This is a genomic window from Micromonospora luteifusca, assembly GCF_016907275.1.
Taxonomy (GTDB): domain Bacteria; phylum Actinomycetota; class Actinomycetes; order Mycobacteriales; family Micromonosporaceae; genus Micromonospora; species Micromonospora luteifusca.
Genome location: NZ_JAFBBP010000001.1, coordinates 4977370 through 4997079, shown reverse-complemented (window position 1 = coordinate 4997079; position 19710 = coordinate 4977370). Strand labels below are relative to the sequence as shown.

General features: G+C 69.7%; 15 protein-coding genes and 1 pseudogene. 10 read left to right on the top strand and 6 right to left on the bottom strand.

What is annotated here, in order from left to right:
• Positions 1 to 82: 82 nt before the first annotated feature.
• Positions 83 to 1123, bottom strand: a complete 1041-nt coding sequence (locus JOD64_RS22830; protein WP_204944076.1) for a HEAT repeat domain-containing protein — start codon at positions 1121 to 1123, stop codon at positions 83 to 85.
• Between the two features lie 142 nt (positions 1124 to 1265).
• Positions 1266 to 2417 carry a glycosyltransferase gene (locus JOD64_RS22825; protein ID WP_372434251.1) on the bottom strand — a complete coding sequence of 384 codons (1152 nt, stop codon included), beginning with the start codon at positions 2415 to 2417 and terminating at the stop codon, positions 1266 to 1268.
• Positions 2418 to 2465: 48 nt separating this feature from the next.
• Here JOD64_RS22825 and JOD64_RS22820 point away from each other — a divergent pair, with 48 nt between their 5' ends.
• Positions 2466 to 3095 (top strand): TetR/AcrR family transcriptional regulator, encoded by a 630-nt coding sequence (locus tag JOD64_RS22820; RefSeq protein WP_204944074.1) that lies wholly within the window; start codon positions 2466 to 2468, stop codon positions 3093 to 3095.
• Here the strand turns inward: JOD64_RS22820 and JOD64_RS22815 are convergent.
• Complete coding sequence (locus JOD64_RS22815) at positions 3092 to 3868, bottom strand: DeoR/GlpR family DNA-binding transcription regulator (RefSeq protein WP_204944073.1); 777 nt, start codon at positions 3866 to 3868, stop codon at positions 3092 to 3094. The two genes, JOD64_RS22820 and JOD64_RS22815, sit on opposite strands and share 4 nt — an antisense overlap.
• A 37-nt stretch (positions 3869 to 3905) precedes the next feature.
• On the bottom strand, positions 3906 to 5897 hold the full coding sequence (locus tag JOD64_RS22810; RefSeq protein ID WP_204944072.1) for a beta-galactosidase: 1992 nt from the start codon (positions 5895 to 5897) through the stop codon (positions 3906 to 3908).
• A gap of 283 nt (positions 5898 to 6180) precedes the next feature.
• Here JOD64_RS22810 and JOD64_RS22805 point away from each other — a divergent pair, with 283 nt between their 5' ends.
• The 7 genes and pseudogenes from JOD64_RS22805 to JOD64_RS22775 all read left to right on the top strand — a co-directional run.
• Positions 6181 to 7509: an ABC transporter substrate-binding protein gene (locus tag JOD64_RS22805; RefSeq protein ID WP_204944071.1), complete on the top strand. Its 1329-nt coding sequence runs from the start codon at positions 6181 to 6183 to the stop codon at positions 7507 to 7509.
• A 21-nt stretch (positions 7510 to 7530) separates the two neighbouring features.
• On the top strand, positions 7531 to 8487 hold the full coding sequence (locus JOD64_RS22800; RefSeq protein ID WP_204944070.1) for a carbohydrate ABC transporter permease: 957 nt from the start codon (positions 7531 to 7533) through the stop codon (positions 8485 to 8487).
• On the top strand, positions 8484 to 9398 hold the full coding sequence (locus JOD64_RS22795; RefSeq protein ID WP_204944069.1) for a carbohydrate ABC transporter permease: 915 nt from the start codon (positions 8484 to 8486) through the stop codon (positions 9396 to 9398). The genes JOD64_RS22800 and JOD64_RS22795 overlap by 4 nt, the downstream gene beginning before the upstream one ends.
• A complete protein-coding gene (locus JOD64_RS22790) occupies positions 9395 to 11530 on the top strand; it encodes an alpha-galactosidase (RefSeq protein WP_204944068.1) in 2136 nt (711 codons plus the stop codon). The genes JOD64_RS22795 and JOD64_RS22790 overlap by 4 nt, the downstream gene beginning before the upstream one ends.
• A gap of 104 nt (positions 11531 to 11634) precedes the next feature.
• Positions 11635 to 12036 carry a YciI family protein gene (locus JOD64_RS22785; RefSeq protein ID WP_204944067.1) on the top strand — a complete coding sequence of 134 codons (402 nt, stop codon included), beginning with the start codon at positions 11635 to 11637 and terminating at the stop codon, positions 12034 to 12036.
• 3 nt (positions 12037 to 12039) lie between these two features.
• Positions 12040 to 13314: an RNA polymerase sigma factor gene (locus tag JOD64_RS22780; protein WP_204946192.1), complete on the top strand. Its 1275-nt coding sequence runs from the start codon at positions 12040 to 12042 to the stop codon at positions 13312 to 13314.
• Between the two features lie 114 nt (positions 13315 to 13428).
• Positions 13429 to 13770 (top strand): annotated as a pseudogene (locus JOD64_RS22775) (DMT family transporter); the annotation flags it as partial.
• A 68-nt stretch (positions 13771 to 13838) separates the two neighbouring features.
• Here the strand turns inward: JOD64_RS22775 and JOD64_RS22770 are convergent.
• Positions 13839 to 15641 carry a trypsin-like serine protease gene (locus JOD64_RS22770; RefSeq protein WP_204944065.1) on the bottom strand — a complete coding sequence of 601 codons (1803 nt, stop codon included), beginning with the start codon at positions 15639 to 15641 and terminating at the stop codon, positions 13839 to 13841.
• A 420-nt stretch (positions 15642 to 16061) separates the two neighbouring features.
• Positions 16062 to 17438 carry a cellulase family glycosylhydrolase gene (locus JOD64_RS22765; protein ID WP_204944064.1) on the bottom strand — a complete coding sequence of 459 codons (1377 nt, stop codon included), beginning with the start codon at positions 17436 to 17438 and terminating at the stop codon, positions 16062 to 16064.
• A 377-nt stretch (positions 17439 to 17815) separates the two neighbouring features.
• On the opposite strand from JOD64_RS22765, the gene JOD64_RS22760 reads away from it, so the two are divergent.
• Both JOD64_RS22760 and JOD64_RS22755 read left to right on the top strand, forming a co-directional pair.
• Complete coding sequence (locus tag JOD64_RS22760; protein WP_204944063.1) at positions 17816 to 18778, top strand: TIGR03557 family F420-dependent LLM class oxidoreductase; 963 nt, start codon at positions 17816 to 17818, stop codon at positions 18776 to 18778.
• 154 nt (positions 18779 to 18932) lie between these two features.
• Complete coding sequence (locus tag JOD64_RS22755; RefSeq protein WP_307813565.1) at positions 18933 to 19613, top strand: alpha/beta fold hydrolase; 681 nt, start codon at positions 18933 to 18935, stop codon at positions 19611 to 19613.
• Positions 19614 to 19710: the final 97 nt, after the last annotated feature.

Below are 19710 nucleotides of genomic sequence, written 5' to 3'. Positions count from 1 at the left end.
TCGACGGGCACCCTATCCAGCAGCCCTGTGAGGTGGCTGTGAAGTGGCGTAACGCGGGGACGCCACAAACCGCGGATCAGGCCTAGGTCACCGCCGCGATCGCCAGCTCGGCCGCACGATCTGGGTCGCCTTCGGCCCGCTTGAGCAGTCCATCGACGAACCAGTGGCCGGAGAAGGTCGAACCGTTGGTGACGTCCATGAACAGGCCAAGGTCGAAGCGTTCGGCGAAGATGGCGACCTGCAGATCGGGCCGCCGCAGATGGATGGCGTTCAGAAGCCGCCACGCCGCCTCGTCGCGCTGGGCACGGCGCGTCGGGTCACACTCCCGCAGGGCCTCCGCGACACCGTCCGCGGTGGGATCGAACCCCTCCAGCAACGGCAGCACAGACGGGTCCGCGAGGTATGCGGCTGCCTGGAAGGTGAACCGGTGAACCTCGTCCTGCGCGAGCAGCCCGCGTACCAGGGGCAGAGCCTTGCGGTCCCGGCGCCGCGCCAACCCCCGGACACCTTCCTCGCGTACCGCTGGGTCGGCGTCGTGGGCGCGGTCCCACAACGCCTGCCGCACAGCTCCCCCATCCGCGCTGCTCACCCAGCCGAGGCCGAAGGTCGCCCACTCCCGGACGTTCGGATCGGAGTCGGTGCACAGGTCGATCAACACCGCTTCGCCTTCCTCGGCCGGCGGATCGTCGAGGACGGCAGGTACCGAGACCGCGACGTGGAACCGCACGTCGGAGTCCGGGCTGCCCGCCAGGGTGATCAAGGTTGGCAGAGCCCGGGCATCGCAGGTGGCACCGAGGGCACGTGCGATCGACCAGTGCACCTCGGGGTCGGCCTCGTTCGCCGCCAGCAGGATCAGAGCCGTCGCCGCCTCCGCGCACACCTCCTCGTGCAGACTGCTCGTCACGCCGAGCAGGTCGCACGCCGCCGCGCGCACCACACGGTCCGGATCGGCCAGTTTCCCGACAGCCAGCCCGAGCGCCACCGCACCGGCGCTGGCGGCGTGGCGAAGCAGGCCAGCTCCGTCGTCGAGGTCGTCGACGGCGTCAGGGGCGCCCGACTCGACGACGCGACGCAGCTGAACCACCGCCTGGTCGAACAAGTCCGCCACCTCATGCGACTCCACCGCTGGATGGTGTCATGCCGGCCGGTAGGCAGCGACGTCAGAGGTGATTGGCTCCGGTTGTCGCACCTCCCGAGCCGACGGACGAGCCAGCGCGCCAGGTCCTGGTGGGACGGTGGAGCGCCGCCCACCAGGACTCGGTGCGTTACCCGAGCACCTCGGCGCTCAGTCGCTCGGCCATCTCGTCGGGCGACGGCATGGCGGCGACCTGGGCGCTGATCCGTTGTGCCGCCTCGGTGAAACTCGGCTCGTCGAGCAACCGGCGCAGGGCCGCCGCGATCGCGGCCGGGTCGGCCTGACCGGGCATCAGCGCGAGGCCCGCCCCGGAGGCCGCGACCCGGTCCGCCTGGATGAACTGGTCGGCGCCCTGGGGCACGACCACCATCGGGATGCCACGGGCCAGCGTGCCGAGGGTGGTGCCGGCGCCGCCGTGGGTGATGACCGCGCTGACGTTCTCCAGCAACTGGGCCAGCGGCACGAAGGGGCTGAACTCCACCCGCTCCGAGTCGAGCTGGTAGTCCTCCGGCTTACCGTCCAGACCGAGCGTGGCCAGCACGTCGACGTCGATGTCGGTGAGCGCGCCCAGCAGTGGGCCGACTACAGCGGGATCAGCGAAGACCGTACCGAAGCTCACCAGCACCCTCCGACGTCCGCCGGCGGACGGCGTCTGGCCGCCCGTCGTGGCGTCGGGCGCCTGGTGCGGTTCCGGCCGCAGCGCGATTCGCTCCACCCCCTGCGGTACGGCGAAGTCCTCGAACTGCAGCCCCGGCGGGCAGGTGTCCAGCAGCCACCGCCCGGCCTGGACGCGCTGCGGCGCGGGCAGCCCGCGCTCTTCGTAGCGGGAGCGGACCACGGCGATCAGCGGGTCGGTGAACTCGACCGGCACCGCCGGACCGAAGGCGAGGGTGGCCAGCGGCACGTCGAGGCCGGCGGCGACCAGCGGCCCCACGAAGTCGAGCAGCTCGTTGACGATCAGATCCGGCCGCCAGCTCTTCGCCTGCGCCAACGCCTCGTCCGCAGTGAGGTCGACCCGGACCCCGGCGAAGAACTCGGCGACCGCCTCCGGGATCGGCTCGGTCGCAGGGTTGATGCCCAGCTTGCGCCCCACCTCGGCGAAGAGGACATCCGGCATGGGCCCGGCCGGCAGCAGCTCGATCCCCTCGGGCGCGATGAGTGGGGTCATGCCCACGGCGGTCACGACGGCAACATCGTGGCCTTGCCGTCGGATCGCGCGGATCAGGGGCAGAAGCGGAAGGAAGTGCCCGAAAGAGGGCACATTCGAGAAGAGGACTCGCATATTCATCAGAATACTCTTCTGACGAGAAGAGGCCGATAGAGTGCCCTGATGATTGATCAACCCCGTGCCAGGCGACGCCAGGAGAGCGCTGAACAAACGCGGCAGTTGATCTTGGATGCGGCCCTGGAACTCTTCGTCGCCCAGGGATACGCCACCACTACGGTCAACGACATCGCCGCCCGTGCCCGGGTGGCCGTGGCGACCGTCTACACCAGCGTTGGCGGCAAGCCGACGCTGCTGAGGGCGCTGATCGAGGCGGGTGTGAACGACCCGGAGACCGCGCAGAACGTGGCGGCCCTCGCGGTCGCCACCGACCCTGGCGAGGTCGTGCGTCTCATCGGGGCCGGGACACGGTACGGCCACCAGAGCCGCCCCCACACGATCCAGCTGATGAGGGCGGCGCCGGGCATGACGGCGAGCGCGGCAGAAGCAGCGCGAGACGGCGCGGTGGCGTACCGGCAGGCACTGCGGGTCGGGGCGGTACGCCTGGACGAGCTGTCCGCCCTGCGTCCGGGCCTCACCGTCGAACAGGCCACCCAGGTGCTCTGGTTCTACTTCGGGCTGCACTCCTGGCCACAGCTCGTCGACGAGGGCGGCTGGTCGTACGACGAGGCGGAGCGGTGGCTGGTCGACCGGGCCACCGAGGCACTCCTCCGGCCTCAGCGGCCAGGCGCCTAGTCAGGTTCCACGACGACCAGCTCGCCGACCTGCTCGCCGATCGTGGTGCGTGCCTCGGGTGGCAGCCCACGGTCGGTGATCAGCACGTCGGCTGCCTCCAGCGGGGCGATGGTGGCGATGCCGATGGTTTCCCACTTGGTGTGGTCGGCGAGCACCACGAGCCGGCGGGCCGCGCCGATCAGGCAGCGGTTGACCCCGGCCTCCAGCAGGTTCGGCGTGGTGAAGCCGGTTCGTGGGCTGAGCCCGTGCACGCCGAGGAAGAGCAGGTCGACGTTGAGCGCGCTGATCGCCGCCTCGGCCACCGGCCCGGTCAACGCGTCCGATGGGGTACGGATGCCACCGGTCAGCACGACCGTCTGGTCGGCGCGCGGGTTCTGGTAGAGCGCGTCGGCCACCGGGATCGAGTTGGTCACCACGGTCAGCCCGTGGACGTCGGAGAGCAGGGTGGCCAGCGCCGCTGTGGTGGTGCCGGCGGAGAGCGCGATGGCCATCCCCGGCTCCACCATCTTCGCCGCCCGCTCGGCGATGGCCCGCTTCTCTGCCTGCTGACGGATCGACTTCGCCGCGAAGCCAGGTTCCTCGGCGGAACCCGGCCCGGCGAGCGTCGCACCACCGTGCACCTTGTCGACCAGGCCGCGCTCGGCCAGCACCTCCAGGTCCCGCCGGATCGTCATGTCGGACACGCCGAACCGGCTGACCAGGTGACTCACCCGTACGCCGCCACGTTGGCGGATCAGATCGAGGATGGCGGTCTGCCGCTGCTGGGCAAGCATGGGGGGAACCTCCTTCGCGCCGTGACTGTCGTCAGAATCAGGTCCGATCCTCACGGACCACCGCCACCTCACCGGCTGGCAGTGCCAGCTCACCGGTGCAGTGTCCTCCGGTCAACAACTCGACGCCGCGCGCCGGCAGGCGTACCTCGGTGTCGGTGTGGTTGATCGCGAACAGCCAGCTCCGGTCGCCGTCACGTCGTCGAACCACCTCCACCCCGGATGGTGCCGGCGCCGCCGGACGCACGCCGGCCTCCGCGACGAGCCGGGCGACGAGTCGATCCGTGGCCGGCTCGTCCAACCGGGTGGCGACGTACCAGGCGGCGCCGTCGCCAACCCGATGTCGGGTCAGCGCCGGCACGCCCGGCAAGGGCCCATCGGTGTACGACGCGAGCACCTCGGCGCCGTCGGGGTGCAGCCACTCGGTCCACACGTCGGCGGTGCTGCCGTCGTCGAGTCGGACCTGCTCGCCCTCGCGCAGGGGGAAGAACTCCTCGGTGCGTACACCGAGCAACTCCCGGAACGCGCCCGGGTAGCCGCCGAGCCGGATGTGGTCGTTGGAGTCCACGATGCCGCTGAAGTAGGTGACGGCGACCGTGCCACCACCCTCGACGTAGGAGTGCAGTGCCGCGACGTCGGCGTCCCGGACCAGGTAGAGGGTCGGCGCCAGGACCAGCCGGTAGCCGCTGAGGTCCGCCGACGGGTGGATGATGTCGGCGGTCACGCCGGCTCGCCAGAGCGCTCCGTACAGGGCGGTGAGGCGGTCGACGTACCGGACGTCGACGCTGGGGTGGGAATCCAACTCGACGCCCCACCATGCTTCCCAGTCGAACAGGATCGCCACGTCGGCGTCCACGCGACTGCCACGTACCTCGGCCAGCGCCTTGAGGTCGGCGCCGAGCTGGCAGACCTCGCGGAACACCTTGGTGTCCGGCCCGGTGTGCGGCACGAGCGCGGAGTGGAACTTCTCGGCACCGGCCCGGGAGGCGCGCCACTGGAAGAACAACACCCCGTCGGCGCCGCGGGCGACATGCGCCAGACTGTTGCGCCGTAGCTGCCCGGGCAGCTTGGCCACGTTGCGCGGCTGCCAGTTGACCGCGCTGGTGGAGTGCTCCATCAGCAACCAGGGATCACCGCCGGCGACGCCTCGGGTGTGGTCGGCGGCGAACGCCAGCCCGAGATGTCCCTGCGGGTCGGCGGCGGTCAGGTAGTGGTCGTTGGAGACCAGGTCCACGTCGTCGGCCCAGGAGTGGTAATCCATGTGCTTGACGCCCATGCCGATCATGAAGTTGGTGGTGACCGGCTGACGGACCAGCTTGCTGAGCACGTCCCGTTCCGCGCGCAGTTGGGCGCGCTGCTCGTCGGAGGAGAAGCGCAGGAAGTCGAGCTGCTGCGTGGGGTTCGCGAAGGTCAGCGCCGTGCGCGGCGGGTTGATCTCGGCCCAGTCGCCGTAGCGCTGACTCCAGAAGGCCGTGCCCCAGGCGTCGTTGAGCCGGTCCAGGTCGCCGTAGCGCTCCCGCAGCCAGCCACGGAACGCCGCGGCGCTGACATCGCAGTAGCAGTGCACGTTGTGGCAGCCCAACTCGTTGGAGACGTGCCACATCACCACCGCCGGGTGCTCGGCGTAGCGGCCGGCGACCGCGCGCACCAAATCCAGCGACCGCTCGCGGAACACCGGGGAGCTGGGGCAGTACGCCTGTCGACCGCCCGGCCAGAGGATCGCGCCGTCGGCACGGCGGGGCAACGTCTCCGGGTACGCCCGGGCGAGCCACGGTGGCGGGCTGGCGGTGGCGGTGGCGAGGTCGACCTGGATACCGCCGACGTGCAGGAGGTCCAGCACGCGGTCCAGCCAGCCGAACTCGAACCGGCCCGGCGTGGGCTCCAGCAGCGCCCAGGAAAAGATGCCGACGGAGACCAGGTTGACCCCGGCCCGGCGCATGAGCTCGACGTCCTCCGACCAGATTTCCTCGGGCCACTGCTCGGGGTTGTAATCGCCGCCGAAATAGATGCTGTCACCCTGCCATCGCCGCATGACAGCTGAGGGTGCACCCACAGATCCACCGAAGTCAACAGGTTCCAACATAGATTCGTTTCCAACGTTTACCACGTAACAGCCGCATCACGACTGGGTTATCAGAGGCGAACTGCCCTCTTGACAGAGTCCGACTGAAGGGTAGCTTGAGGCCCCAATGGCCGTTCGTGTTCGCCAATGTGGGTTCTCGGTGGATCTCAATGTGTGATCACGACGCCGGCACCGCCTTCACCACCCCTGACGGCCCTTGGGCGTAGCACCTCTTCATCCGCAGGAGGCACAGATGTCCCGTCCCCAGTCCCAAGCCGAGTACCTCGCTCGGCTCGTACCGTCCTCAGTCGCCGGCATCAACCGGCGATCGCTGCTGGCTGGCGCGGCCGGCACGGGTGCGCTGCTCGGCACCGGCCTGCTCGCCGGCTGCGGCGACGACGCCGGCTCCGGAGGGTCCAGTAAGGACGTGTCGCTCGGCTCGAACCAGTCCGACCCCAAGCCGAAGGACGTCCTCGCCAAGGTCACCGACGGGTTCAAGACCTCGTCCGGGGTGCAGGTCGCGGTGAACACGGTCGACCACAACACGTTCCAGGAGAACATCAACAACTACCTGCAGGGCAAGCCGGACGACGTGTTCACCTGGTTCGCCGGCTACCGGATGCGCTTCTTCGCGCAGAAGGGCCTGGCCAGCGACATCAGCGACGTGTGGAGCAAGCTCTCCGGATACTCCGATGCCTTCAAGAAGGCATCCACCGGCGACGACGGCAAACAGTACTTCGTACCGGCGACGTACTACCCGTGGGCGGTCTTCTACCGCAAGTCGGTGTGGCAGCAGCACGGCTACCAGGTGCCCACCACCCTGGACCAGTTCACCGCGCTCGGCGCGCAGATGAAACGGGACGGCCTCATCCCCATCGCCTTCGCCGACAAGGACGGCTGGCCGGCGATGGGCACCTTCGACATCCTCAACCTGCGGATCAACGGATACCAGTTCCACGTCGACCTGATGGCCGGTAAGGAAGCCTGGACCTCCGACAAGGTCAAGAAGGTCTTCGACACCTGGGCCGGCCTGCTCCCCCTGCACCAGCCGGACAGCCTCGGCCGCACCTGGCAGGAGGCCGCGCAGTCGTTGCAGCAGAAGAAGAGCGGCATGTACCTGCTCGGTCTCTTCGTCGGTCAGCAGTTCAGCAACGACGAGCAGGACGACCTCGACTTCTTCACCTTCCCCGAGATCGACCCGGCCATCGGCGCCAAGGCTTTGGACGCTCCGATCGACGGCTACATGATGGCCCGCAAGCCCAAGAACGAGGACAACGCGCGCAAGCTGCTGGAGTACTTCGGTGGCAAGGCCGCCGCGGACATCAACCTCAAGAACGACCCAGCCGTCCTCGTCGCCAACAGTGGCGCGGACGTCGGCGGCTACACCGCACTGCAGAAGAAGGCCGCCGAACTGGTCGGGTCGGCCACCGAGATCGCCCAGTTCCTCGACCGGGACACCCGGCCGGACTTCGCTTCCACGGTGATGATCCCGGCGATCCAGCAGTTCATCAAGAACCCCAAGGACATCGACGGGCTCACCTCGAGCATCGAAAACCAGAAAAAGTCGATCTTCACTGACTGACGGCGGAAGGGGGAGGACATCATGTCCGACCTACCCCTGATCCAAGCGGATCGCGCCGTGCCGCCGCCGGCCGCGACCACCTCCACGGGTGGTCGTCGCCGGCGGCTACGGCTCCTGTCCCGCACCGACCGCGTGGTGATCACGCTGATGGTGCTCGTCCCGCTGCTGCTCGTCACCGGGTTCGTCTGGCTGCCGGCGGTGGCCACCGTGCTGCTCTCCGGCACCAACTGGGACGGCATCGGCCCACTCAACGAGATCGAGTTCGTCGGCGCACGAAACTACAGCGACGTGGTGAACATCTACCCGCCGTTCGTGCCGGCGATCCAGCACAACCTGCTCTGGCTGGCGGCGTTGTTCGTGGTCGCCACCCCGTTCGGCATGTTCCTGGCCGTCCTGCTCGACAAGGAGATACGCGGCAGCCGCTTCTACCAGACCGCGCTCTACCTGCCGGTGGTGCTCTCGCTGGCGTTGATCGGCTTCGTCTGGCAGCTGCTCTACTCCCGCGACCAGGGTCTGATCAACGCCGTCTTCGGCAGCAACATCGACTGGTACGGCGACTCGAACGTCAACATCTGGGCGGTCATGGTCGCCTCCGGATGGCGGCACGTCGGGTACATCATGCTGCTCTACCTGGCCGGGCTGAAGGGCGTCGACCCGTCCCTGCGCGAGGCAGCGGCGGTCGACGGGGCCTCGGAGAGCCGGGCCTTCTTCCGGGTGGTCTTCCCGGTGCTGCGACCGATCAACATCATCGTGCTGGTGGTGACGGTGATCGAGTCACTGCGGGCGTTCGACCTGGTCTGGGTCGTCAACAAGGGCCGCAACGGGTTGGAGCTGATCTCCGCGCTGGTCACCCAGAACGTGGTGGGTGAGGCGAGCCGGATCGGGTTCGGCTCGGCACTGGCGACGATCATGCTGGTCGTCTCGCTGGTCTTCATCACCATCTACCTGGCGACCGTGATGAGGGAGAACCGGGAATGAGCACCGCGACCATCGCCCGGCGTACCGAGGGCGAACCCCACGCGCCGCAGCGCCGCCGCAAGCTGACCCCGCTGCGGTTGCTGCTGCACGGCTTCCTCATCGTCGTCTCGCTGGCCTGGCTCTTCCCGATCGCCTGGGCGGTGCTGACCTCGCTGCGCTCGTACGACTACACCGCCGCCAACGGCTACGTCTCGTTCGGCGGCTGGACCCTCGACAACTACGTCACCGCCTGGCGGACGGCGGAGTTCGGGCAGCACTTCCTCAACTCGGTGTACATCACCGTGCCGGCGGTGCTGCTGACCCTCTTCCTCGCCTCCTGCGTGGCGTTCGTCATCGCGCGGTTCAGCTGGAAACTCAACATCGTGCTGCTCGGGGTGTTCACCGCAGCCAACCTCCTGCCCCAGCAGGCGCTGCTCATCCCGCTGTTCCGGCTGTTCACCGAGGTGCCGCTGCCGGAGTTCATGAGCGACTCGGAGCTGCTCTACGACAGTTACTGGGGCCTGATCCTGGTGAACGTCGCCTTCCAGTGTGGATTCTGCGTCTTCGTGCTCAGCAACTACATGAAGGCGTTGCCCCGCGACCTGTACGAGGCGGCGATGGTCGACGGGGCCAGCATCTGGCGGCAGTACTGGCAGGTCACCATGCCGCTGTGCCGGCCGGCCCTGGCCGCGTTGGCGACCCTGGAGGTGACCTGGATCTACAACGAGTTCTTCTGGGCCACGGTCCTGATGCGTACCGGCGACAAGTTCCCGGTGACCAGCTCGCTCAACAACCTGCGTGGTGAGTTCTTCACCGACAACAACCTGGTCTCGGCGGGCAGCGTGCTCGTCGCGATCCCCACCCTGGTGATCTTCTTTATACTCCAGCGGCACTTCGTTCGGGGCCTGACCCTGGGAGCCTCCAAAGGATGACGATCCTGCACCTGCGCCGCGCGCGGACCAGCCTGCTGCTCGACGCGCGCGGCCCGGGGCTGCCCCGGGTCGTGCACTGGGGCGGCGACGTCGGCGACCTCGACGACGACGGCCGACGTCAGCTCGCGGACGCGACCGTACCGCCGGTGGTGCCGAGCAGCTTCGACGAGCCGACCGTCCTGTCGCTGCTGCCGGAGCTCAGTGCCGGCTGGAGCGGCCGGCCGGGATTGGCCGGGCACCGCGACGGAAGGGACTGGTCCACCGCGTTCCGCCTCGACGGCCTGGACGTGGACGACAGCGGCTCGGACACGGCGCGCCTGACCGTGCGGGCGTCGGACCCGGCCGCCGGTCTGGCCCTGGCCATCGAGATCGCGCTGGACCCGCACGGCCTGCTGACCATTCGCCACCGGCTACGCAACGACGGCGACAGCGCGTACGAGCTGCGGGAGCTGACCCCGGTCCTCCCGGTGCCGGCGGTCGCCACCGAACTGCTCGACCTGACCGGCCGGTGGTGCCGGGAACGTTCTCCGCAGCGGCACCTGTGGCAGCAGGGCAGTTGGGTCCGGGAGGGCCGGCACGGGCGGACCGGACACGACGCCACCCTGCTGCTGGTGGCGGGCACCGCCGGATTCGGCTTCGGCCACGGCGAGGTCTGGGCGGTGCACACCGCGTGGAGCGGCGACCACGTCACCTTCGCCGAGCGGCAGCCCACCGGCGAGTCGACCCTCGGCGGCGGCGAGTTGCTGGCCCCCGGAGAGATCCGGCTCGGCCCCGGCGAGTCGTACGACACTCCCCTGCTCTACGCGGTCTGGTCCGACGCCGGGCTCGACGGGCTCAGCGACGTGCTGCACAGGCATCTGCGGGCTCGCCCCTCGCACCCGCGCTCCCCCCGACCGGTGACCCTCAACGTCTGGGAAGCGGTCTACTTCGACCACGACCTGGACCGGCTGCGGGCGCTCGCCGACCGGGCCGCGCAGATCGGTGTGGAGCGGTTCGTGCTCGACGACGGTTGGTTCCGCGGCCGGCGCGACGACACCGCAGGGCTCGGCGACTGGTACGTCGACGAGGGCGTCTGGCCCGACGGCCTGCAACCGCTGATCGACCACGTGACCGGCCGGGGCCTGGAGTTCGGCCTGTGGGTCGAGCCGGAGATGGTCAACCCCGACTCCGACCTGTTCCGCGCGCACCCGGACTGGCTGCTGGCCGTGCCGGGGCGGCTGCCGCCGGCCTGGCGCAACCAGCAGGTGCTCGACCTGGGCATCCCGGAGACGTACGACTACCTGCTGGAACGCCTCGACACCCTGCTCACCGACCATCCCGGGATCAGTTACCTCAAGTGGGACCAGAACCGGGACCTCACCGAGGCCGGGCACCACAGCCGGCCCGGGGTGCACGGGCAGACCCTCGCGGTCTACCGGCTCCTCGACGAGCTGCGCCGCCGGCATCCCGGCGTGGAGATCGAGAGCTGCTCTTCCGGCGGCGCACGGGTGGACCTGGCCATCCTGGCCCGGACCGACCGGGTCTGGGCGAGCGACTGCAACGACGCCCTGGAACGGCTCAGCATCCAGCGCTGGACCGGGTTGCTGCTGCCACCGGAGCTGATCGGCACGCACGTCGGCCCGGAACGCTCGCACACCACCAACCGCGTACACGACCTGGGCTTCCGGGCGGCGACCGCGATCTTCGGCCACCACGGCATCGAGTGGGACATCGCGTCGATCAGTGCCGCCGAGCAGACCGAGCTGGCCGCCTGGGTGGCACTGCACAAGCGGCTGCGCCCGCTGCTGCACGCCGGCCGGGTGGTCCGGGTCGACCACCCGGACCCGGCCGTCTGGGCGCACGGTGTGGTCGAGGGCGACAAGAGCCGGGCGGTGTACGCGGTGGCACGGCTGGCCACCTCGGTCACGCAGGTCCCCGGCGCGGTCCGGCTGCCCGGTCTGGACCCGGACCGGCGTTACCTCGTGCGGCCGGTGACGGGCGTCCCGGCCCCGGCGACCATCGAGCGGGCGGCACCGGTCCGGCTGGCAGGCGGTGTCACTCTCAGCGGGGCCGCGCTGGCCCGGGTGGGCGTGCAGTTGCCCGCCCTGCACCCGGAGCAGAGCCTGGTGCTGGAGGTCGATGCCGTCGTTTGAAAAGATTCCGGGGAATCTCTGGTCGGGGTGTCGAGAAGGGTGCCGCCTGCTTCTACCTCAGGGTGAGAGCACCGACGAGGGTGCGCAGGCGTGAGGAGCCAACCATGAAGTACATGCTGCTGATGCAGTTCAGCGCCGCCGGAACGGACTTCCCCGGCATCGACACCTGGACCCCGCAGGAGGTCCAGGCGCACATCGCGTTCATGGGCGAGGTCAACGACAAGCTCACCGCGGCCGGCGAGTGGGTCGACGCACAGGGCCTCGGCGGCCCGCAGCAGGCCCGAATCGTCTGCGCCGGTGAGGGCGGGACGCCGGTGGTCACCGAAGGGCCGTTCGCCGAGACGAAGGAGTTCCTCGCCGGCTTCTGGATCATCGACTGCGACAGCCCGCAGCGGGCGGTGGAACTGGCCGCGTACATCTCCACCGCACCCGGCCCCGGCGGCCGCCCACTGAACATGCCGATCGAGGTGCACCCGGTGATGTCCGCCCCTGCCCAGGAGTTGTGAGGGCTGGCCTCCACCGATCCCCGCTTCGAGGACCTGCTGCGCGAGTTGGCGCCGCAGGTCCTCGGCGTGCTCGCCCGGCGCTTCGGTGACTTCGCCACCGCCGAGGACGCGGTGCAGGAGGCGTTGCTGGCCGCCGCCACCCAGTGGCCGGCCGAGGGGGTGCCGGCCAACCCGCGCGGCTGGCTGATCCAGGTCGGTTACCGCCGGATGATCGAGCTGGTCCGCGGTGAGCAGGCCCGACGCCGCCGGGAGGACCTGGTCGCACGCCGGGACCCGGACGACCGACAGTACGCGCCGGCCGCGGACGAGGAGTTGACCGCCGAACGGGACGACACACTCGTCCTGCTGATGCTCTGCTGCCACCCGGCGCTCGCCCCGGCGTCGGCCGTGGCGCTGACCCTGCGCGCCGTCGGCGGGCTGAGCACCGCTGAGATCGCGCGGGCGTTCCTGGTGCCCGAGGCGACCATGGCACAGCGGATCAGCCGGGCCAAGCAGCGCATCCGCGCGTCCGGGTTGCCGTTCCGGATGCCCGAGCCGGCGGAGCGGGCCGACCGGTTGACGGCCGTCCGGCAGGTGCTCTACCTGGTCTTCACCGAGGGACACACCAGCACCACCGGCCCGGACCTGCGCCGGATCGACCTCGCGGTAGAGGCGATCCGGCTGACCCGTGCGCTGCACACGCTGCTGCCCGACGACAGCGAATCGGCCGGTCTGCTGGCGTTGATGCTGCTCACCGAGGCGCGCGGGCCGGCGCGGACCGGGCCCTCCGGCGAGCTGATCTCACTGGCCGATCAGGACCGCAGCCGCTGGGATGCGACGGCGATCGCCGAGGGCGTCGCGCTGGTCACCCGTGCGCTGCCGCGCGGGCCGATCGGCCCGTACCAGGTGCAGGCCGCCATCGCCGCCCTGCACGACGAGGCGCCGAGCACTCAGCAGACCGACTGGCCGCAGATCCTGGCGCTCTATCAGGTGCTGGAGAGGCTCGTCGGCAGCCCGGTGGTGGCGCTCAACCGGGCCGTGGCAACAGCCATGGTGTACGGGCCGGCGGCCGGCCTAGCCGCCCTCGACGCGCTGGCCGACGACCCCCGACTGGCCGGGCACCACCGGCTGCCCGCCGCCCGCGCCCACCTGCACGAGATGGCCGGTGACCGGGAGCAGGCAGTCACGGACTTCCGGGCCGCCGCCGCGCGCACGAGCAGCGTTCCCGAACAGCGCTACCTCACCATGCGAGCGGCCCGGCTCGCCGCCGAAGCCTCGCCGCCCGCACCCGAGGCCTGACCCGAGGCCTGACCCGAGGCCTGATCGGCGCGGTCGACGACAGGTGCCCGGGGAACCCACGCGCCGTCCTGGCACCGGTGGGGCCGTTAGCCTGACCACCGACGACTTCCGCCGAGCATGCAGAACTGGGGACGCATGGCGTACGTGCTGCTGGGGATCGCCATCCTCGCCGAGGTGCTGGCAACCAGCCTGCTCAAGAGCACCGCCGGGTTCAGCCGGCTCTGGCCGACCGTTGGGTGCCTCGGCGGTTACGTGCTGGCGTTTCTCCTGCTGGCCCAGGCCGTCAAGGAGATCCCGGTGGGCGTCGCGTACGCCCTCTGGTCGGGCCTGGGCACCGCGACCATCGTGGCGATCGGGGCGGTGTTCCTGGACGAGCCGGTCGGGTTGGTCAAACTCGCCGGCATCGCGTTGATCATCGCGGGGGTGGTCATCGTCAACCTGAGCGGAGAGCACTGACGACAGCGGTGAGGGGGTTCCCCCGCCTCCCGTCGGGGAAGCGGGGGAACCCCCTCAGGCAGAGATGATCACTCGCCGTCGAACCGCATGTTGACCCACCAACCGAAGGTCCGCGGACGGTTCAGCCACGTTCCGAACGGCGCGTTGAAGCCTCCGCTCGTCGTCGAGGTGAAGGTGTGCATCCCCAAGCTGTCGTCGGCGTACCAGTAGAGCACGCCCAGATCGTCGCGCTTGTCGCCGTTGTAGTCGCCGGTGGCCAGCTTCATCTTGGCGAACTGGCCGAAGCCGGTCGACGACCAGGACGCGACGGGCGCGTTGAAGGTCCCGTCCGCCTTGCCCGTCCAGGTGTGCAGACCGGTGTGGCTGCCTCCGTAGTTGTACAACACCGCCACGTCGCCGCGACCGTCGCCGTTGAAGTCACCGTCGGCCAACTTCATCGCGGAGAGCACACCGAACGGCTTCTCCTTCGGGGTGGACCAGGAGGTGTACGGGGTGCCGAACTTTCCGTCGGCCTGACCCGGCCAGGTGAAGATCGACATGGCCCCGCTGTCGTAGCGGTAGAAGAGGGAGGCGTCGGCCCGGCCGTCCCCGTTGACGTCCCCGGCGAAGACCGCGGTGTAGCCCCAGGTGCCGAACTCCGACGCCCGCCACACCGTGGACGGGGCGTCGAAGCCGCCGTCCGGTCGGGCGATCCAGTTGATCCAGGCCTCGTCGCCGGTGCCGCTCTTGAAGCCGTAGAAGCCGGTCAGGTCGGCCCGGCCATCGCCGTTGAAGTCGCCGGAGGCCATCTTCATGGCACCGAGATGACCCCAGGTGGCATCCGCCGTCCAGGAACGCAGCGGCGCACCGTACTTGCCGTCCGGACCGGTGATGAACGTGTCGATGGCGAAGCTGCCATCGGTGCGGGTCGACAGGACCACAAGGTCCTTGATGCCGTCACCGTCGAAGTCGTCGTTGAACACCTTGACCCGGTCCCGGTGGTAATAGTCCTTCCCACCGCCCGTCCACGATCCGATCGGGCCGGGAAAACCGCCCGTCGAGTTCGTCGGAAACGTCGTCGGACCGGCATCCCCCGAGTCGTACGTGTACAGGAAGTTCAGATCCTCGGTGGCGTCGGTCGCCACACCCTGCGGCATGGTCGCGGCGAACCAGGACGCGAGGTCGTCGACCCGACTGTCCACCGCGTCGCGGCGAGTCTCCGTCTCGGCGAGGCAACCGCCCTGCCACGAGGTCTGGTGCACGCCGACCAACTGCGGCTTGCCGCCCACCACGCGAACGGTGGGGCCGCCGAGGTCGCCGCGGCAGATACCGGTCTGCCCGCTACCCAGGATGTCCAGGGTGGACGCCCCGACCGCCTGGACAGCGAACGATCCGCCGTGCAACTGGTCGGGAACCCAGGCGGTGGCGGTACGACCGAAGCCGGCACCGGTGAGCTGCTCGCCGACCGCGGGTGCGGCACCCAGCGCCACCGGGGTCACGTCGACGCGGTGGGACAGCCGCACGAGCACGAGGTCACGAGTGGCGTGCGGCACGATCCGGAAGGCCGGAACGACCGTGCCCGTCGACTTGGTGAGGTCGGGGCGCCCGATGGTGACCGTCGTCGGCTTGGTCGGCTTGCCCGCGACCACGGGCTGGCCGTCGAAGCTGAAGCAACTCTTGGCGGTGAGCACCCACCAGGCGTCGACCAGAGAGCCGCTGCACGAGCGCTCCATCGATCCGACGTCGACCTTGGCAACGAAGTCGAACGACCCGTCGGTGACGGGCGCTCCTCCGGTCACGGCCTGAGCCGGCGAGGCGTTGAGGAGCCCCGCCACCAGGGTTACCGCGAGCAGGCCTGCCTGGACTGCTCGCCGCCGATTAGACGATGACACAAACGATCCTTTCTGGATCGGAGGGCAGGGACGCTGCGCGGCGCGTACCGGCGTCAGTGACGACGTGCGTCGAAACGCCGCGAGGGCACGTGGTGCCGCGCTGACGTCGTCGGCTGTTGAGCACGGCACACTGGCTCCGGGCGTGGTGAAACTGGTCGCGCCCATCGCTCGTGGGCGCAACTGTGCACAGTCGTACAAAAAGGATCCCCGTGGCCCCTGCGGGCTGAACGGTTGCCGGAAAGCAACCGCAGGGCCACCTTAGGGATCGAACAGTTCATTTGCCGTCTCCGATGGATGTGGCAAATCCCACACAGCAGCATCCTGCCAGGTCATTCATCATCTGCGATCTACGCTCGGGCACCGCGCGGCACAGAAGTGGCCGGGCCCGCACGGACCCGGCCACCGTCGCTGGTTCGATGATCAGCTCACGGTGCAGCTCACCTGCGGCACGGCGTTACTGCCGGTCCAGCCGCCGACGAAGCCGAAACTGGTGCTGGCACCGGCCGCGAGTCGACCGTTGTAGTCCGCGTTGCGTGCCGTCACCGTGGCGCCGCTGCTGGTCAACGTGGTGTTCCAGGACTGGCTGACGCTCTGACCGCCGGCGAAGGTCCAGCGGGCCGTCCACCCGGTGATCGCCGTAGCGCCAGCGGTTACCCGCACCTCGCCCTGGAAGCCGCCCTGCCACTGGTTGACGACCGTGTACGTGGCAACACAGCCACCGGCCGGCGGCGGGGTGGTGGGCGGGGGCGTGGTCGGCGGAGGGGTGGTCGGTGGGGGCGTCGTCGGTGGGGGCGTGGTGGGCGGCGGGGTGCCACCGAAGACGCTGGCCTCCCGGGCGGTCTGCCGGATGCCGTTGGCGCCGTTGAAGAGCCGCTGACCCCAACTGGTCAGGTTGGCCGGGTTGAAGGAGGTGGCCAGGTCGAGATATTCCACGCCACCGCCGTTGCCGCTCCACGACCAGCCCAGCCAACCGATCCCGTTCGCCTGGCTGTAGGAGAGGATGGTGTCCTCGTCCGGGTCGCCGTCGGAGTGGTTGAAGCCGAACTCGCCCACCACGACGGGCAGGCCGGCAGCGCGGAAACGGCCCAGGTAGTCGCTGATCTCCGCAGCGGTGTCGAAGACCCCGTACATGTGGATGGAGAAGACGGTGTTGCGCGCCGGGTCGGCGGCGAAGACCGACGCGGCGTTGTCCCGCATGGTGAACGACCAGTCCTGCCCCCAGTTCGGCGCGTCCACCATGATCGTGTGGGTCAGCCCGCCAGTACGTAGGCGCTTGATCGCGTTGGCGTTGTCGGTGGCCCAGGAGGCGTAGTTCTGGTTGCCGTACGGCTCATTGCCGATGTTGACGATGACGTATCTTTCCTGGCCGGCGAGAACGTCGGCGAGGCTGAGCCAGTAGTCGACGGCCCGGTCGAGGGTGATCGCCCCGCTCTGCTCGCCGTACCCGGTGGTGTCGTGCACCTCCAGCACGCAGATCAGCCGGTTGGCCTTGCACAGCGAGATGACGTTGGCGACGTCGGCGTTGGTGTTGCGGGTCCACCGGTCGCCGCTGGAGAGCACCACCCGCACGGTGTTCGCGCCGAGGGCCTTGACGTCGGCGAACGTGCTGGTCTGCTGCGGGTACCAGGTGTGCGCGTGGTTGACGCCGCGCATGATGAATTCGGCACCGTTGGCGTCGTACAACTTGCCGTTCGCGACGGTGAAACCGGCCGCCGCGTGCGCCGGCTGGCCGAATGCCAGCACGGCGACGAGCAACGCGAGCAGGGCCGCACCGGCGGCGGTGAGTCGAGTCTTCATGGCCTTCCTCAGGGAGGACCCCCGGTGCCCGACAGGGGTGGGACGTGACAGGGGAAGGCGGCTGCAGCCCGGCAGCCGCGCCCCGACTCGTGGCGCGCGGACATCAGCGTATGGCGATGGCTTGATCGGCGCAACCGGTTCAGTGATCAGGGCCAAGCCCTGGACAGCCGCAACGGCCCACGCGGACGCGGGCCGTCACGGGGCGATCATCCCCACCACAGGATGTGCGCCACACCCCCGGTCTTAACCGGTTAAGAACGACGGTAGGCAGGTCGCCGCCATCCGTCAAGCACTACCGGCGCGAACCGGACGGGAGGGTTGACCACTGCCGACCTGGGTATGCCGGGAACGATCCGTCAGTGAAAGGGGATACCAGGATGGTCAGCGTCGGCTACACCCTGATGAGCGAGCAGGCCGGGCCCAAGGACCTGGTTCACCATGCGGTACGGGCCGAGGCGGCCGGCTTCGACCAACTGGTGATGTCCGATCACTACTCCCCCTGGCTGGACTCGCAGGGCCACTCCCCGTACGCCTGGTCGGTGCTCGGCGCGGTCGCCCATGCCACCTCCCGCGCGCAGCTGATGTCCTTCGTGACCTGCCCGATCCGCCGCTACCACCCGGCCGTGGTCGCGCAGAAGGCCAGCACGATCGGCGCACTCTCGGACGGCCGGTTCACCCTCGGCCTGGGCGCCGGGGAGAACCTGAACGAGCACGTGGTCGGCGGCTGGCCGCACGTGCAGCAACGGCACGAGATGTTCGAGGAGGCACTGCAGATCATCCGGCCGTTGCTCAACGGGGAGACGCTGACCTTCTCCGGCAATCACTTCGACGTGCCCGACGCCTACGTCTGGGATCGCCCCGAGCGGCCGGTGCCGATGGCCGTCGCCGCGTCCGGTCGACAGTCCGCGACGCTGGCCGCCGAGTACGGCAACGGCATCATCTCCACCGAGCCCGACCGGCGCATCATCGAGATGTACGACGACGCCGGGGGCGTCGGCCAGCCCCGCTACGGGCAGGTTGCCATCTGCTACGGCCCCGACGAGGCCGAATGCCGCAAGATCGTGCACGACCAGTTCCGCTGGTTCGGGATGGGTTGGAAGGTCAACGCCGACCTGCCCGGCCCGGAGTCCTTCGCCGCCGCCACCCAGTTCGTCCGCGAAGAGGACGTCGCCGAGGGCATTCCCTGCGGCCCTGACGTGGACGCGCACGTCGAGGCGTTCCGCAAGTTCGTCGACGCCGGTTTCACCCATGTGGCGATCGTCCAGGTCGGTGGCGAGACCCAGCCGATGTTCCTGGACTGGGCGCAGGAGCAGTTGCTGCCCCGGTTGCGGGCGTTGTGACGCCGAGGCCATCGGGCCGCTTCGGTCCGGTCGACCTGCGCCGCGCCCGGCCGCGCCCCGACCGGCCGCCGGACTGACCAGCGAGTGGCTGCTCGTCGACGGACTGCGCACCCACACCCGGCGCAGCGCGGACCCGGGGACCGGGGCGCCGCCCGTGGTGCTGGTGCACGGCCTGGCCGTCTCGCACCGTTACCTCACGCCGTTGGCCGTCGCGCTCGCCACCACCCACCCGGTGTACGTGCCGGACCTGCCCGGGTTCGGGCTGACCGAGCACCCCGAGGGCGCGTACGACGTCCAGAGGCACGCCGAGCACCTGGCCGCGTGGCTGGCCGCGTACCGGCTGCCACCGGTCTGCCTGCTCGGGCACTCCTTCGGCGCGGAGGTGGCCGCCGCGCTCGCCGCGACCCATCCGGACGCGGTACGCGCGCTGGTGTTGGCCGGACCGACCAGCGACCCGGCGGCCCGGTCCCCTCGGGCTCAACTCGGTCGGTTGCTGCTGGACGCGCTGGGCGAGGCACCGTTGCAGGCGCCGATCCTGGGTCGGGACATCTGGAACGCCCGACCCTGGCGGGTCCTCGCGACGCTGTCGCACTCGGTGCACAACACGATCGAGACGGATCTGGTCCGGATCACCGCGCCGACCCTGGTCGTAGCTGGCGAGCGTGACCCGGTCGTACCGGCCCAGTGGCGTGCCCAGGCGGCCCGGCTCGTGCCGGACGCCAACCTCGTGGTCGTTCCCGGTGCCTCGCACAACGTGGCCACGACGGCCCCGACGGCGGTCGCGGACGCGATCCACAAGTTCCTCGCCGCGCATTGCGCACTCACGGACAGGTGACCCTCATGCGCTTCGGCAACACGGAGATCCGCCCGCTCGGCGGTGGCCTCGGCTGCCTCCTGATGATCCTCTTCTCGATCGTGGCCTCGGTGGTGCT